The organism is Paenibacillus sp. PvR133 (assembly GCF_017833155.1).
GTDB classification, from domain to species: Bacteria; Bacillota; Bacilli; order Paenibacillales; family Paenibacillaceae; genus Paenibacillus; species Paenibacillus polymyxa_B.
The window spans coordinates 4,471,345-4,486,531 of sequence record NZ_JAFIBS010000001.1 but is presented as its reverse complement, the minus strand read 5'-3'; the positions used below and the strand labels follow the sequence as shown (position 1 = coordinate 4,486,531).

Here is a 15,187-nt window from a genome sequence, read left to right as displayed (position 1 = left end):
GTGTAATAGGAAGGAGAACGAAATGATAAACGTTTTGTTTGTATGTTTGGGTAATATTTGCCGCTCTCCGATGGGGGAGGCGATACTGAGGCATAAAGCGCAGGAACGGGGATTGGGTGCAGAAATCGGGGTGGACTCGGCCGGGACAGGCGACTGGCACATCGGAAATCCCCCGCATGAGGGAACACTAAAGCAACTTAAACTGCATGGAATCAGCGAACAAGGCATACAGGCGAGGCAAATAACGGGCCGCGATTTTGACGCGTTTGATTATATTGTGTGTATGGATGACTCCAATGAACAAAACATGCGTAAGATTGCAGGTGGAGCGGAGGCTGATATTCTAAAATTCATGGATTTGCTCCCTCAAGAAAAATTGAGAGAAGTACCCGACCCGTATTTTACAGGGAATTTTGAAGAGACCTATCGATTAATGGACGCAGGATGCGATGCCTTGCTGGACAAGATCATAGAAGAAAAGCTATAATGTGAACGAAAGATGACGGCAATAATTGCCGTTTTTCGTTATACGCTTTTGAAAGCGTAACCAAATTATGAAAAAGAGGAAGGAGCTTTATGACCTATTAGGTCAATGCTCTCATTCCCCTTAGTTACCAGGAAGAATATTTACTCAGGCGCGATCCAAAAAATACATTAGCGCGTCAGGCAACTCGTTTTGCCAAAAGCCCCACAAATGTTTGCCATCCTTTTCACGGTAAGAAACTTCAGCGTTCCGTTCGCGCAGCAAATCTGCGCATTGACGGTTAAGCTCTACAAAGTTGTAAATGCCAGTATCACTCTCAAATGCATCTTCCTGAAGGCCAACCGTCATCCACACCCGCAGATGAGACAGATCTTTCTCACGGGCGATGATTTCCTGCGAAGCTTCATAGTAAGCACCTGAGAGGCTGATAATGCGGTTGAACAGCTGAGGATACATCAAAGCCAAATGCAGAGACACACTGCCTCCCAGTGAATCCCCCGCCAAAATGCGGGACGCTGCATCTTTTCTTATAGGATACTTTTGCTCTACATAGGGAATAATTTCTTCTGCAAAGCAGGCGGTATACGCCTCAAAACGATTGCCAAAGGGAGCATACTCCTGAGTTCTGACTTTGGTATTCACTTCCACTCCTACAATAATGAAGGGTTCGACGCCCTCATCTAAAATGAGGCGGTTGGCGTGAGTTGCAATGCGGCCAAAATTGAAAAATTCTTCTCCGTCCTGACAGTATACGACCGGGTAGCTCAATATTTCATTATAGCCTGGCGGCAAATAAATCCGGAGAGTTCTGGTCTCGCCAAGAAAGCGGCTGTCTACTTCGTCTTTAAGGATGGTTCGTTTTAAATACCGAGAATCCGTCATTTTTCGTCACCTTTCTTGGGTATTATTTTGCATTCGGGATCACAATAAGTTAAGATTACCCTGATTGCAATAGATGTTTAAAATTTCAATCATGTACTAAGCTGTTATAGTAAAAAACATACCCTGTTACACACACAAAAATGTGGCAAACTCAAAAAAAATAACTAAATCTTTGACGCGAGCGATATAACAGGTGTATAATAATCCTATAACAGCGGAACTTGATATTCAAATTTTTTTGTTGAGGTGAAGAAAATGAGCAAGGTTCCTTATGAAGTTTACACAGAGGAAGTTGAGGCGCTGTCCGTACTTTCTCCGGATGGTGAAATTATCAATAAAGATATGTTGCCTAAACTTACAGATGATCAATTGAAAGAAATTATGTATCGAATGGTATTTACACGTACTTGGGATGACCGTGCCGTTAACTTAGGTCGTCAAGGACGTCTCGGTTTCTACGCTCCGGTATCCGGACAAGAAGCAACCATGATTGGTAGCGAATATGCACTCCAAAAAGAAGACTTTATTGCTCCAGGCTACCGCGATATTCCGCAAATCGTTTGGCATGGCCTGCCATTATACCAAGCTTTCTTGTATTCCCGTGGTCATCAACACGGCGGCCAAGTGCCGGACGGTGTTAATGTACTGATGCCGCAAATCATCATTGGCGCGCAAATTTTGCATGCTATGGGTATTGCGATGGGTTACAAACTGAAAAAGCAAAAACAAGTCGCCATTACATATACAGGTGACGGCGGTTCTTCTGAAGGTGATTTCTACGAAGGCCTGAACTATGCTGGTGTATACAAGTTGCCAGTTATTTTCTTTGTGCAAAACAATGGTTACGCAATCACGACTCCATTTTCAAAACAAACGGCTGCTCTTTCGATCGCTCATAAAGCAGTAGCTGCTGGTATTAAAGGCGTGAAAATTGACGGCATGGACGTGCTTGCAGTTATTAAAGCTGTTCAAGAAGCTGCAGAGCGTGGACGTAATGGCGAAGGTGCTACATTGATTGAAGCCGTAACGTACCGTTTCCGTCCGCATTCCCTTTCTGATGATGCAACAAAATATCGTTCTAAAGAAGAAGAAGGCGAATGGAATGCGAAAGATCCAATTGCCCGCTTTGCGAAATACCTTGAGAAAAAAGGTCTTTGGACTGAAGAAGATACAGCTCGCGTAAAAGAAGAAGCTAAGGCAAAAGTGAACGAAGAGATCAAAAAAGCCGAGAAAACAGAGAAAATGACAATTCCTGGCCTGATTGATAGCATGTTCGAAACAACGCCTAAGCACTTGGAAGAACAAAAAGCTGATTTTAAATAATTGAACTTAAAAGAGACCGGGCGGTAACCCGATCCGGTCTGCTTTTCGATTGACCTGAACTGAAATTGATCTGTCAATGTTTAAGGAGGAAATGAAGCAAATGGCACAAATGAACATGAAAGAAGCGATTCGTGACGCACTGCGCGTAGAGTTGAAACGCGACCCTAACGTCTTGCTTTTCGGTGAAGACGTAGGTCATGTAGGTGGCGTATTCCGCGCTACGGAAGGTCTGCAAAAAGAATTTGGCGAAGAACGTGTATTCGATACTCCGCTGGCGGAATCCGCAATCGGGGGTCTTGCTGTGGGTCTGGGTATTCAAGGCTTCCGTCCTGTAGCTGAAATCCAGTTCGTAGGCTTTATCTTTGAAGCACTCGATCAAATGGCAATTCAAGCATCCCGTATGCGTTACCGTTCCGGTGGACGTTACAATTCTCCAATCGTATTCCGTACACCTTTTGGTGGCGGTGTTAAGGCAGCCGAGCTGCATACAGATTCCTTGGAAGGTCTTCTGGCTCAAACACCTGGTATCAAGGTTGTTGTTCCTTCCAACCCTTACGATGCAAAAGGTCTTATGATCGCGTCTATTCGCGACAATGATCCAGTATTTTTCATGGAGCATTTGAACCTGTATCATGCATTCCGCGCTGAAGTTCCTGAGAATGATTACACAGTTGAACTGGGCAAAGCTAATGTAGTTCGTGAAGGTTCCGATGTGACGATCATTACTTACGGTATGATGGTACACACTTCGATTAAAGCTGCTGATGAGCTGGAAAAAACAAAAGGTATCAAAGTAGAAATCATTGATTTGCGTACCATTAGCCCGATTGACATTGATACCGTTGTTGCTTCTATTCAAAAAACCAATCGTGCCATCGTTGTTCAAGAAGCGCAAAAGAGCTCCGGTGTAGCTGCTGAAGTTATTGCACAAATTAACGAAAAAGCAATCCTGCATCTGGAAGCACCCGTTCTGCGTGTAGCAGGTCCGGATACCGTTTATCCTTTTGCTCAAATTGAAGATACTTGGTTGCCAACGCCAACACGTATCATTGATGCGGTTAATAAAGTATTGGAATTTTAATTAAAGCACACCGTAAATTTGGGAGGTTTTAAACGTGGCTAAATTTGAATATAAATTCCCGGAGCTAGGTGAAGGTCTTCACGAAGGCGAAATCATCAAGATGCACATCAAGCCCGGCGACAAAGTAACAGATGAAGATATCATCATGGAAGTACAAAACGATAAGGCAGTAGTTGAAGTTCCTTGTCCGGTTAATGGTACAGTACAAGAAGTATTTGCCAAAGACGGCGACATCTTTAACGTTGGTCAAGTCGTAGCTATAATTGATGCAGAAGGTGAACTTCCTGAACAAGAAGATGCACCAGAAGCATCAGCTGCTAGCCCTGAACCAAGTGCTGCTGCACAAGGCGGAGCTGCAGGTGCAGCTAGATTTGAATATAAATTCCCAGAGCTGGGTGAAGGTCTTCACGAAGGCGAAATCATCAAGATGCACATCAAGCCCGGCGACACAGTAACAGATGAAGATATCATCATGGAAGTACAAAACGATAAGGCAGTAGTTGAAGTTCCGTGTCCAGTTAATGGTACAGTACAAGAAGTATTTGCCAAAGACGGCGACATCTTTAATGTAGGTCAAGTTGTGGCTGTAATCGCTGCAGAAGGTGAACTTCCTGAACAAGAAGAAGCACCAGCTGCTGTGAAACAAGAACAGGATGCTGCACAAGGCGGAGCTAACACTAAACCAGCTGCAACTCCTGCTGCTTCTAACAAAGACGTGCTGGCTACACCTAGCGTCCGCAAATTTGCACGTGAGCAAGGTGTAAACATCGCTCAAGTGAGTGGCTCCGGCAAAAATGGTAAAATCACCAAAGAAGATGTAGAAGCTTTCAAAAATGGTGGAGGTCAAGCGGCTGCGCCAGTGGCGAAAGAAGCTGCAAAAGCACAAGAGCCTGCTAAGAAAGAAGCGAAAGCTGCAGCATCATCCGCACCAGCAGCTGATCCACGTGCTGAGGAAGAGCGCGTACCATTTAAAGGTATCCGCAAGGCTATTTCCAATGCTATGGTTAAATCGGCTTATACGGCTCCGCACGTTACGATTATGGATGAAGTAGATGTAACTGAACTGGTTGCTTTCCGTACTCGTATCAAACCAATTGCTGAGAAGAAAGGCACAAAAGTAACATACCTGCCATTCATCGTAAAAGCTTTGGTTGCTGCTTCCCGTCAATTCCCGGCTCTGAATGCCACAATCGACGAAGAAGCAAACGAAATTGTCTACAAAAAATACTACAACATCGGTATCGCTACAGATACAGACAACGGCTTGATCGTTCCTGTTATCAAAGATGCTGATCGTAAGAGTATCTGGATGATTGCTGATTCCATTCGTGATCTGGCTGTGCGCGGTCGTGATGGAAAATTGGCTGCGAATGAGATGAGAGGGAGCACAATCTCCATCACTAACATCGGTTCCGCAGGCGGTATGTTCTTTACTCCAATCATTAACTTCCCTGAAGTTGCGATTTTGGGTACTGGCCGCATCAGTGAAAAAGCAGTCGTGAAAAACGGTGAAATTGTAGCTGCTCCAGTAATGGCTCTTTCCTTGAGCTTTGACCACCGTATTATTGACGGTGCAACTGCTCAAAACTTCATGAACTATATCAAACAGCTGCTCGCTAACCCTGAGTTGCTTGTTATGGAGGTGTAATCAATGGTAGTAGGAGACGCTTCTCTGGATATTGACACATTGGTTATCGGTGCGGGTCCTGGCGGCTATGTAGCTGCCATCCGTGCCGCACAATTGGGACAAAGCGTATTGATCGTTGACAAATCTGAGCTGGGCGGTGTCTGTCTGAACCGTGGATGTATTCCATCCAAAGCTTTGATCTCTGCAGCTCATCAATACGAAGCAGCTAAACATGGCGAGTCTTTCGGTATTACGGCTGAGAACGTAAAAGTAGACTTTGCTAAAACACAAGAATTCAAAAACGGTGTTGTTAAGAAAATGACAGGCGGCGTAAGTGGCTTGCTCAAAGGCAACAAAGTTGAAGTTTTCAATGGTGAGTGCATGTTCATCAATGAAAACGAAGCGCGTGTATTCAACGAACATGAATCACCACGTTACCGTTTTAAAAATGCAATTATCGCAACAGGTTCCCGTCCAATCGAACTGAAACCATTTCCATTTGGCGGACGCATTCTGTCTTCTACAGAAGCATTGAACCTGCCTGAAATTCCGAAAAGCCTGATCGTAATCGGTGGTGGATACATTGGTGCAGAGCTTGGACAAATGTACTCCAAATTCGGTTCCAAAGTAACGATTATTGAAGGTATGGATACAGTACTTCCTGGTTTCGACAAAGATATGACTTCAATCGTTGCGAAAAGCATGAAGAAAACTGGCATCGAAATCTTCACTGGCGCTAAAGCGGAAAGTGCAGAGCAAACAGATAAAGACGTAACAGTGAAATTCTCCGTTAACGGCGAAAGCAAAGAAGTAACTGCTGATTATCTGCTTGTAACTGTTGGACGTCGTCCAAACACTGACGGTGAACTGGGTCTGGATCTTATCGGTGTAGAACTGGATGACCGTGGAATGGTGAAAGTTGATCACCAAGGACGTACTAGCATTCCTCACATCTTTGCAATCGGCGATATCGTAGCTGGTCTTGCTCTGGCACACAAAGCTTCTTACGAAGGTAAAGTGGCTGCTGAAGCAATCGCAGGCGAGCCGTCTGTAGTAGATTACAAATGTATGCCAGCTGTCGTTTTCACAGATCCAGAATGCTCTAGCGTAGGCTACACAGAAACACAAGCCAAAGAAAAAGGCTACAATGTCAAAGTTGGCAAGTTCTCTTATGGAGCAAACGGTCGTGCGGTTTCCCTGAACGCTGCTGAGGGTTTTGTGAAAATCGTAGCTGACGCTGACACAGGTCTGGTACTGGGTACGCAAATCGTAGGTCTGGAAGCTTCCAACCTTATTGCTGAGCTGGGTCTGGCGATTGAAATGGGTGCTACACTCGAAGATATCTCCTTGACTATTCATGCTCACCCTACATTGGGCGAAATCGTTATGGAAGCAGCGGAAGTCGTGCTGGGTCATCCGATCCACGCATTGGCACCACGTCGCTAATACCATTTTTCATTATCTCGTTTTTGGTTTTCATACATGACAAAGAGAGGCAAGGAGCGCTATATTTGCGCTCTTTGTCTCTTTTTTTTCAAACTTTAGGATTTTCAGGACTACCATGAAAATTCACACAGTACATGGTCAACGAAGCACCGTACATGATAAACTAAATATAAATATTAGTGCAGAAAGAGAATTTTAAAGATTAGAATCTGGCGATGCCAGGTTTTTATTCATGCTCAAAGGAGAGGAATAACGTGCGTAACTATTTGGAACTGCTGGAGGATATTTTAGAGAATGGAGTAAAAAAAGAGGATCGTACAGGAACGGGTACACTATCTGTTTTCGGAAGACAACTCCGTTTTGATCTGGCCAAGGGCTTCCCCTTGGTGACCACCAAAAGAGTACATTTGAAATCCGTTATTCATGAGCTGTTATGGTTTTTGCGGGGAGATACCAACATTTCTTATCTGAAGGAGAACGGAGTTACCATTTGGGATGAATGGGCGGATGAGCAGGGCAATCTGGGGCCTGTATATGGATCACAATGGCGCTCGTGGGAAACAACAGATGGACAACATATTGACCAAATTGCGAATGTCATTGAGGCTATTAAAAATAATCCGGATTCACGTCGACACATCGTCAGTGCTTGGAATGTGGCTGAAATCGAATCGATGAAGTTGCCGCCATGTCATTTTGTATTCCAGTTCTATGTAGCTGGAGGGAAGCTTTCCTGTATGCTAACGATGCGTTCTGTGGATACCTTTTTAGGGTTGCCGTTCAATATCGCAAGTTATGCATTGCTAACGCATATGGTTGCACAGCAGTGCGGTTTGGAGCCCGGCGAATTTATTTGGTCAGGCGGCGATGTGCATATTTATTCAAATCATATGCAACAAGTGCATACGCAGTTGGAACGTGATCCTTATCCGTTGCCTCAGTTGAAAATTCTGCGCAAGCCGGATTCGATTTTTGATTATACCTACGACGATTTTGCTTTTGAAAATTACGAGTATCATCCAGGGATTAAGGCGCCTGTCGCCATCTGATTAGAGGAGGTGGGAAAATGGGCATTTCAATGATATGGGCTATGGCACAAAATGGTGTGATTGGCCGGGATAACAAACTTCCCTGGCGCCTCCCTAGAGACATGGCCTTTTTCAAAGAGCAGACTATTAATAAAACGGTACTCATGGGACGCAAGACGTGGGAATCCTTTGGAGGAAAAAGCCTGCCAAACCGACGTAACGTCGTTTTGACTCGAGATCAACGCTATCAGGCGGAAGGTGCGGAAGTGATTCATTCATTGGAAGAAGGGCTTCAATTAGCTAAGCAGGAGGAACTAATGGTCATTGGAGGAGCGGAGATTTATTCACTGTTTTGGCCACATGCTGATCGGCTGATTGTGACTCGGATTGAGGAGACTTTTGAAGGCGATACAACGTTTCCTGAGCAGGATTGGAACGGCTGGAATATAGTCAGTGAAACCCCGGGTATCAAGGATGAAAGAAATCCCTATGAGTATCATTTTGTTGTTTACGAGAGAACGGAATAAGAATAGACTGTATCCGACCCTACTCATTTGAAAAATTAATAAACCATATAAAAAATCCTTTTGGCTGTTGATGCAGAAAGTTGCATAAGTTTTCATCACTTTTACGCTGTATTGTGATACAATAAATCAAATTCAACGAGAACAGACCCTTTCATAATACAAACAGACAAATTCGAATTTGACTTAAATTCTGAATGGATGATCGGGGTTCATAAGCGAAGAGATGGGGGAACGTAACATGTCTACACCAACTGGATTTATGGAATACACACGACAGCTTCCTACAGACCGGGACCCGGCAGAGCGTATAAAGGATTGGGAAGAATTCCATAAGCATATGTCTGAAGAAGAGCTGCGTACCCAAGGGGCGCGTTGTATGGACTGCGGAACTCCTTATTGTCATACGGGGATGGATGTCATGGGAGCAACTTTAGGCTGCCCGGTTCATAATCTCATTCCGGAATGGAACAATCTCGTATATCGTGGTTTGTGGAAGGAAGCGCTAGAGCGGCTGCACAAAACGAATAACTTCCCGGAATTCACAGGTCGTGTCTGTCCTGCGCCATGTGAAGGTTCGTGTACAGTCGGCCTGATCGGACAGTCTGTTACAATTAAAACCATTGAGGAAGCTATTATCGAAAAAGGCTTTGAGGAGGGTTGGGTCGTTCCTAATCCGCCAGAAAAGCGTACAGGCAAACGTGTGGCTGTTGTTGGTTCGGGTCCGGCAGGTTTGGCTGCAGCTGCTCAGCTTAACAAAGCAGGGCACAGCGTGACTGTGTATGAGCGTGCTGATCGTGTGGGTGGATTATTGATGTATGGCATACCATCTATGAAATTAGATAAGAAGGTTGTTCAGCGGCGTGTGGATTTGCTGGAGGCAGAAGGTATTCAATTCATCACAAATACGGAAATCGGCAAAGATATCCCTACCGATCAGTTGATTGCTGAATATGATGCGGTTGTCCTATGTGGTGGTTCTACGAAGCCAAGAGAATTCAACATTGAAGGTAGTGATTTGAAGGGTGTTCATTATGCGATGGATTACCTGAATGGTACCATCAAAAGTTACCTGGATTCCAACCTGGAAGATGGCAACTATTTGTCCTCCCACGGTAAGGACGTTATTGTAATCGGTGGTGGTGATACGGGTTCGGACTGTGTAGCTACTTCTTTGCGTCATGGTTGTCGGAGTGTCACTCAATTTGGCACTCACACCAAAGCGCCTATGGAGCGTGACCCGATTGCCAATCCTTGGCCGCAATTTCCAAACGTGTATTCTCTCGATTATGCACAGGAAGAAGCGAAGGCGTTGTTCGGAGAAGATCCGCGTGAGTTCTCCATCATGACGACCAAATTTGTAGGTGATGAGGACGGTAATTTGAAAGAGCTGCACACCATTCAAATTCAACGGATTGTTGATGAAACCGGCCGCAAAATCTATCAACCGATTCCAGGTACGGAGCGCGTATTCCCTGCACAAATTGCTCTTATTGCCATTGGATTTGATGGTCCTGAGCAAACGATTGTAGAGCAAATTGGTTTGGAGACGGATCGTCGCTCCAACGTTAAAGCACGTTATGGAAAATATGTCACCAATGTAGATAAGGTTTTTGCTGCAGGTGATATGCGTCGCGGACAAAGTCTTGTCGTGTGGGCTATTAATGAAGGTCGCGAAGCTGCACGAGAGGTTGATAAATACCTCATGGGCGTTACCGTTTTGGTGTAATTAAAAATTTCATGTAACGGATCAGTCAAAGCTCCATCTTCGGATGGGGCTTTATTGTATTTCAAGCTGAGTCTGTCAGAGGCGAAAAATGAATAAATGATTATTAAGCGGTGAAACATTGTGAATTTTATGTTAGTTAATATAACTTTTATTTAATTATCTCCCCATATATTTCTTATCTATATTGATCATAACATAAAAAAAGGTGTTTAGTGTAGCATTTTTATAGAAAAAAGAATTAATCTACAAGAAAATTAGATAAAATCCGATATTTATGTAATGTAAATTGACATATACATAACTTTCGTTGACTGTTTAAAATCATGACCTGAGAGAACCATGGTATCTATGGTATAATACACGTATATTGTTGAAGCGTTTGACTAAATGAATTTACAAAGGAGCTTTCATCGGGAGAAGGCTCCTTTTGCATGAGGCCGGGATACCTGTGTTTTCATTAACATTCCATGTATATGTATGATTCATGGAGGAGAAACAGAAGGCCGTCAGGAAGGAATGGAGTATGAATGAAGACGTTGATTATTGCTGAGAAACCAGATATGGGACGGACGATTGCCGCTGTTATGGAGCCGCGGGCTAAAAATAACCGTACCTATTTGGAAGGTGAGAAATACATTGTAACCTGGGCGATCGGACATTTGTTGGGTTTGGCTGAGCCGGATGCATACGATGATAAGTACAAACGATGGAATATTAAGGATCTTCCTATTATCCCTGAGCAGTTCAAAATTGTACCGAATCCGAAAACAAAAGATCAGCTGAAAATGATTGGTGAACTGGCTAAACGCTGCAATGCCATCGTAAATGCTTGTGATGCTGGACGGGAAGGGCAATATATTTTTGCGTTGATTCAACAGCAATTGAAGTTGCATCAGCCAGTTAAACGACTGTGGATTTCAGATTTGACAGCGGAAAGTATTGCGACAGGCTTTGAACGATTGCGAGATGCTTCGGAGTTTGAATTTCTGACTCAAGCTGCGCGGGCACGAAGTGAAGCGGACTGGCTGATCGGAATGAATGCTTCCAGAGCGTTCACAACACGACATAATACACTGCTGTCGGTAGGACGGGTGCAGACTCCCGTGCTGGCACTGATTCATGACCGGGAAAAGGAAATTGAGGCATTTCAGTCTCAAACCTTCTATGATGTGTGGGCTGAATTTAAGCAAGAACAGATCAAGTACAAAGGTGCGTGGCAGGGGGATCGGTTGACGAAGCCAGAGGAAGCTGAGGCGATCGCTGCGGCCGTGCGCGGAAAAACAGGTGAAATCACCAAATATGATACCAAGCAGACAAAAGAGTATCCTTTTAAATTGTACGATTTAACGCTGCTTCAACGCGAGGCGAATGCCAAGTACGGTTATTCGGCCAAAAAAACACTGGATGTGGCACAAGCGCTTTATGAGCGACACAAGGTCATTTCCTATCCGCGTACCAATTCTAACTATGTGACAGAGCAAAATATAGACGGCATGCACAAGGCACTACGGATGCTGGGGACAGGTCCTTATGCTGATCTGGTACAACAAGCCAACCCCAATTTGGTCCATAAACAGAATAAATCGGTCTGCAATCCATCTCGTGTTGAGGATCACCATGCTATTCTGCCGACGTTAAAAAGGCCAGGAACGTTAAGCAAGGAGGAGCAAAATGTATATGACCTGGTTATTCGCAGGTTTTTGTCACATTTTTTCCCACCTGCTGAATACAAAATGCATACCGTAATGACACAGGTGGACAAGCATCTGTTTAAAACAAATATCAAAGAGCTTCTTTCCTTGGGATGGAAAGTGGTTTTGAGTAAGGCTGATCAGGATAAAGGTAAAAAGAGCAAATCACCGAAAAAAGAGGATGAAGAGGAAACGGACGAGTGGACGGATAAGAAGTTTGAGATTGATGCGGGGCGTCCCGTGGATTGTGTTCGGGCCGAGATGAAAGAAAAGGCGACTCAGCCCCCTAAAAGCTACACGGAGGGTACATTGCTTAAGGCGATGGAAAGCGCGGGCAAACAGATGGAGAATGAGGAATTGCGTGAGGTCATGAAGGACGCCGGTTTAGGCACACCTGCGACGCGGGCCGCCACAATTGAACGATTGAAAAAGGTTGGCTATATTGAAATGAAGGGCAAAAAGATTCTTATTACGGAAAAGGGAAAGATGGCTATTGACCTGATCCGTCATGCTGGGGTTGATCTATTAGCCTCGCCGGAGATGACTGGTCAATGGGAACGTCGTCTACACCAAATTTCCAAAGGAGAGGCGGCTCAAGAGAAGTTTATGGATAACGTTAAAAGATTTACGTTGTCCATCATTGACAAGGTGAGGCAGCAGCCACCGGCTCCGGCAAATGCCTTTGGCGAGGAAGCAAGGGGAAAGCGTGCAGCTGGAAAAGAAGGCGCACGTAATGCACGCGCGAGTGGAGGCACCGCCGCTAAAGGGGTGGGGCGTGCTTCATCAGGACGCGGTGGAAGCGCAACGCTGGAGCAGGCAGCAGCACCAGCAAGTCGTGCTGCGGGAACAGCGGGTTCCGCTGCACGCAGCTCCTCCGAAGGAGCCTCAGGCTTTTCGGTGAGCCAAAGGCAAGCTTTGGGTAGCTGCCCACGCTCTAATTGCGGCGGAAGCATTATAGAAGGCCGCAAAGGGTATGGGTGCAGCCACTACAAGCAGGGCTGTGGCTTTGTCGTCTGGAAGGAATATGCTGGAAAGCAGATTACCGGAACGATGCTCAAATCTCTGTTGACGAAGGGACAGACGCAATTGTTGTCTTTTAAGCGTAAAGATGGATCGACCGTCAAAGCGCGAATTGTTCTGAATGAACCAGGTACAGGACAACTTAGCGTTCGAGAGGAATCCTGAGACAGGGTTTAGACCACTATTTTGGCTGAATCAAAGGTTGAATAACATTAAAAACAAAAAAGGGACCCTATCCGAGGGTCCTTTTTTGTTGATGCAATTGTATGCTTTCGTGGATAACCCGTGGTACTTCCGTTAGCTTCTGTATCGTATACATCACGGAGTTCACGTTTTTTTGCAATTCAACCATATTGTAAATCCATTCCTTTGGCTGCTTGAGATATACAGCATGAATACCTGCGGCAAGGGCTGGAGATACATCAGTGCGCAGAGAATTCCCGATCATCCAGGTGATGCTTCGGTCCAAGCGATTCATCTGGATGATTTCTTCCAGTGCTTCGACATTTTTATGCTGGCGAATGTAGATGCGCTCATTAAAGTAGGTAGCCAGTTTCATTTGTTCAATCTTTCTTTCTTGAATGATCTGCTCACCCCCAGTATAAAGATGGAGGGAATGCCCTGCTTTTTGGAGGGAGTTCAACGTTTCGACCATGCCTGGATACGGTTCGATTTCCTGTTCGTACACACTTCGGCCAAGAGAGCGAAGCTCCTGCTCTTCCCGAAAATCGAGACGGCGTCCGAATTGTTCCGAGAAAAATTGGTACGTATCTATCAGAGATTGTGGAAAATGCTCGCTGGCAAAGCCCACTTGATGAACTCCGGCCACATCAATTTCGATTTGTTTTTCACGAATCGTATTTTTCGTTAGGTTATGAGTTGCAAACCATTCCTGAAGCAAATCAAAAAAGTGGTTGAGGATAAGGTCAAAATACTTGTTGCAGTGGACTAAGGTGTCATCAAGATCAAATAAAATGTGCTGCTTCGGATACGACATGATGCATACTCCTTCCAAGCCAAAGCTTTAACGCTGCTTTGGTTATAACTAAAAGTACAATTCAAATTACAATCCAATATAGGATTCCAAAAACACCTGTAAATCAGCCGCGCCATCGGGACGGATGCTGAATTTTTCCTTATGATAACGTCCGATGTGAATACGGAGCAGACCAGCCACTCGTAAAATCATCATATCAGACATGAGTGTATCTTCCAAACGGCTCAAATCATGGCGCATATCTTCGAGAGACTTAGGACCTTGAGCTACATAACGCAGAATTCGCAGCCGCTGCGGATCATTGACCGCACGAGTGAGCCGTAGCAGAAGCGTAGGCGGTTCTTCCTCGCTCTCCTCGGGAATATCTACTGGATACTGGATCAGCAGTGTGCGGGTATAAAAACAGTATGAATTAATCGGGCGATTATGGACAACCGGAAATAGGACTACTGTATCCAGGTCTTCCATGTGTGGCACGACTAGTCCAGCTGTCGCATACTCAACCAGTGCTTCCGGCTCCATTTTACTCAGTAGCATGCGCTTTTCCGCAGCGTCTTCTTCTGCCAACACACGTAGTTCGCCTTCCAAGGCCCGAAAATAATCACGATCCCACAATTTGAGGAGTGGTGCGTATACCTTACGAATGCGTAAAGATTCTTCAAAGGTTAAAAAAGGGATATGCGGAACGAGCAGCTCAAACATATCTTTATCCGGACCGTGGTCCAAATAAGAGATATAATCAGATATTTCATCCGATTCCGGTCGAAGTAACGCCCAGGCATAGAGTGCGTCATAATCGCTAAAAGGGCAATCCTGAGCTGTAGTAAGCTCAGTACGAACTTCATGTTGTAGTCGTGCATCCACCTTGTCGATCCATTCATGGCCCAAGTCCATATCTTGGACCCACTTTTTAGTCACATAGGCCATGAAGCTGCCGAGCAATTCATAAATTGGAGAAGTGTCTATTTTAATTTGATAACTCATGGAACCCAATGCCTCCTATTCTGTCTTCTAGCCCAGAGCGGTGAACGTAATTAAGCCCGTCCATAAGCAAAACATGAGCATTTTAATAATTGCTCACTTATTTATTATGGCTTGTTCTGCCAGGGATTGTCCACTATAATATGAAATAGTGCGTTGTGACGTGAATGGGTTCGGATTGAACATACGAGGCTCCTTAACCAAAGGAGTCGGATACATACCAGACAAGCTCTTTCCGTAAAATCGTCATCTCAGATGGCGATTTTTTTCTTCTATTCTTTAATACACTAATTACACCTGAATTTGTATGTGTTTGTCGGTTTTGCAGGACGGTATGGAATACATAGTGATAAGAATTATTATTGATTATGGAA

General features: G+C 44.7%; 12 protein-coding genes. 9 read left to right on the top strand and 3 right to left on the bottom strand.

Features of this window, described 5'->3' with window-relative positions; genetic code table 11:
- Positions 1-22: 22 nt before the first annotated feature.
- Entirely contained in the window at positions 23-487 is a 465-nt protein-coding gene (locus JOE49_RS19480) for a low molecular weight protein-tyrosine-phosphatase (protein WP_053326574.1), read from the top strand.
- 144 nt (positions 488-631) lie between these two features.
- Here JOE49_RS19480 and JOE49_RS19475 read toward each other — a convergent pair whose 3' ends face one another.
- A complete protein-coding gene (locus JOE49_RS19475; protein ID WP_209942513.1) occupies positions 632-1,366 on the bottom strand; it encodes an alpha/beta hydrolase in 735 nt (244 codons plus the stop codon).
- A 255-nt stretch (positions 1,367-1,621) separates the two neighbouring features.
- Between JOE49_RS19475 and pdhA the strand changes: the two genes are divergently transcribed.
- The 8 genes from pdhA (at position 1,622) to JOE49_RS19435 (ending at position 13,000) form a co-directional block, all read left to right on the top strand.
- Positions 1,622-2,689: a pyruvate dehydrogenase (acetyl-transferring) E1 component subunit alpha gene (gene pdhA, locus JOE49_RS19470; protein WP_013310511.1), complete on the top strand. Its 1,068-nt coding sequence runs from the start codon at positions 1,622-1,624 to the stop codon at positions 2,687-2,689.
- Positions 2,690-2,789: 100 nt separating this feature from the next.
- Positions 2,790-3,770, top strand: coding sequence for an alpha-ketoacid dehydrogenase subunit beta (locus JOE49_RS19465; protein ID WP_013310510.1), 981 nt, complete (start codon positions 2,790-2,792; stop codon positions 3,768-3,770).
- Positions 3,771-3,804: 34 nt separating this feature from the next.
- Entirely contained in the window at positions 3,805-5,418 is a 1,614-nt protein-coding gene (locus tag JOE49_RS19460) for a 2-oxo acid dehydrogenase subunit E2 (protein WP_209942511.1), read from the top strand.
- Positions 5,419-5,421: 3 nt separating this feature from the next.
- Positions 5,422-6,843, top strand: a complete 1,422-nt coding sequence (lpdA, locus tag JOE49_RS19455) for a dihydrolipoyl dehydrogenase (protein ID WP_013310508.1) — start codon at positions 5,422-5,424, stop codon at positions 6,841-6,843.
- Positions 6,844-7,097: 254 nt separating this feature from the next.
- On the top strand, positions 7,098-7,892 hold the full coding sequence (gene thyA / locus JOE49_RS19450) for a thymidylate synthase (RefSeq protein WP_013310507.1): 795 nt from the start codon (positions 7,098-7,100) through the stop codon (positions 7,890-7,892).
- A gap of 17 nt (positions 7,893-7,909) precedes the next feature.
- On the top strand, positions 7,910-8,398 hold the full coding sequence (locus JOE49_RS19445) for a dihydrofolate reductase (RefSeq protein WP_209942501.1): 489 nt from the start codon (positions 7,910-7,912) through the stop codon (positions 8,396-8,398).
- A 238-nt stretch (positions 8,399-8,636) separates the two neighbouring features.
- Positions 8,637-10,124 carry a glutamate synthase subunit beta gene (locus JOE49_RS19440; protein WP_209942500.1) on the top strand — a complete coding sequence of 496 codons (1,488 nt, stop codon included), beginning with the start codon at positions 8,637-8,639 and terminating at the stop codon, positions 10,122-10,124.
- Positions 10,125-10,651: 527 nt separating this feature from the next.
- Positions 10,652-13,000 (top strand): type IA DNA topoisomerase, encoded by a 2,349-nt coding sequence (locus tag JOE49_RS19435; protein ID WP_209942498.1) that lies wholly within the window; start codon positions 10,652-10,654, stop codon positions 12,998-13,000.
- 67 nt (positions 13,001-13,067) lie between these two features.
- Here the strand turns inward: JOE49_RS19435 and JOE49_RS19430 are convergent, their stop codons facing one another.
- Positions 13,068-13,832 carry an HAD family hydrolase gene (locus tag JOE49_RS19430; protein WP_028541704.1) on the bottom strand — a complete coding sequence of 255 codons (765 nt, stop codon included), beginning with the start codon at positions 13,830-13,832 and terminating at the stop codon, positions 13,068-13,070.
- A 66-nt stretch (positions 13,833-13,898) separates the two neighbouring features.
- The gene (locus tag JOE49_RS19425; protein WP_209942496.1) at positions 13,899-14,816 is read right to left on the bottom strand and encodes an ArsR family transcriptional regulator; all 918 of its coding nucleotides are present in this window, start codon (positions 14,814-14,816) and stop codon (positions 13,899-13,901) included.
- Positions 14,817-15,187: the final 371 nt, after the last annotated feature.

Excerpts from the sequence above, each read along its gene's own strand:
- JOE49_RS19445 (WP_209942501.1), top strand. The coding sequence starts at position 7,910 with ATGGGCATTTCAATGATATGGGCTATGGCACAAAATGGTGTGATTGGC.
- JOE49_RS19425 (WP_209942496.1), bottom strand. The coding sequence starts at position 14,816 with ATGAGTTATCAAATTAAAATAGACACTTCTCCAATTTATGAATTGCTC.
- JOE49_RS19440 (WP_209942500.1), top strand. The coding sequence starts at position 8,637 with ATGTCTACACCAACTGGATTTATGGAATACACACGACAGCTTCCTACA.
- pdhA (WP_013310511.1), top strand. The coding sequence starts at position 1,622 with ATGAGCAAGGTTCCTTATGAAGTTTACACAGAGGAAGTTGAGGCGCTG.
- JOE49_RS19465 (WP_013310510.1), top strand. The coding sequence starts at position 2,790 with ATGGCACAAATGAACATGAAAGAAGCGATTCGTGACGCACTGCGCGTA.
- JOE49_RS19430 (WP_028541704.1), bottom strand. The coding sequence starts at position 13,832 with ATGTCGTATCCGAAGCAGCACATTTTATTTGATCTTGATGACACCTTA.
- JOE49_RS19475 (WP_209942513.1), bottom strand. The coding sequence starts at position 1,366 with ATGACGGATTCTCGGTATTTAAAACGAACCATCCTTAAAGACGAAGTA.
- lpdA (WP_013310508.1), top strand. The coding sequence starts at position 5,422 with ATGGTAGTAGGAGACGCTTCTCTGGATATTGACACATTGGTTATCGGT.
- JOE49_RS19480 (WP_053326574.1), top strand. The coding sequence starts at position 23 with ATGATAAACGTTTTGTTTGTATGTTTGGGTAATATTTGCCGCTCTCCG.
- JOE49_RS19435 (WP_209942498.1), top strand. The coding sequence starts at position 10,652 with ATGAAGACGTTGATTATTGCTGAGAAACCAGATATGGGACGGACGATT.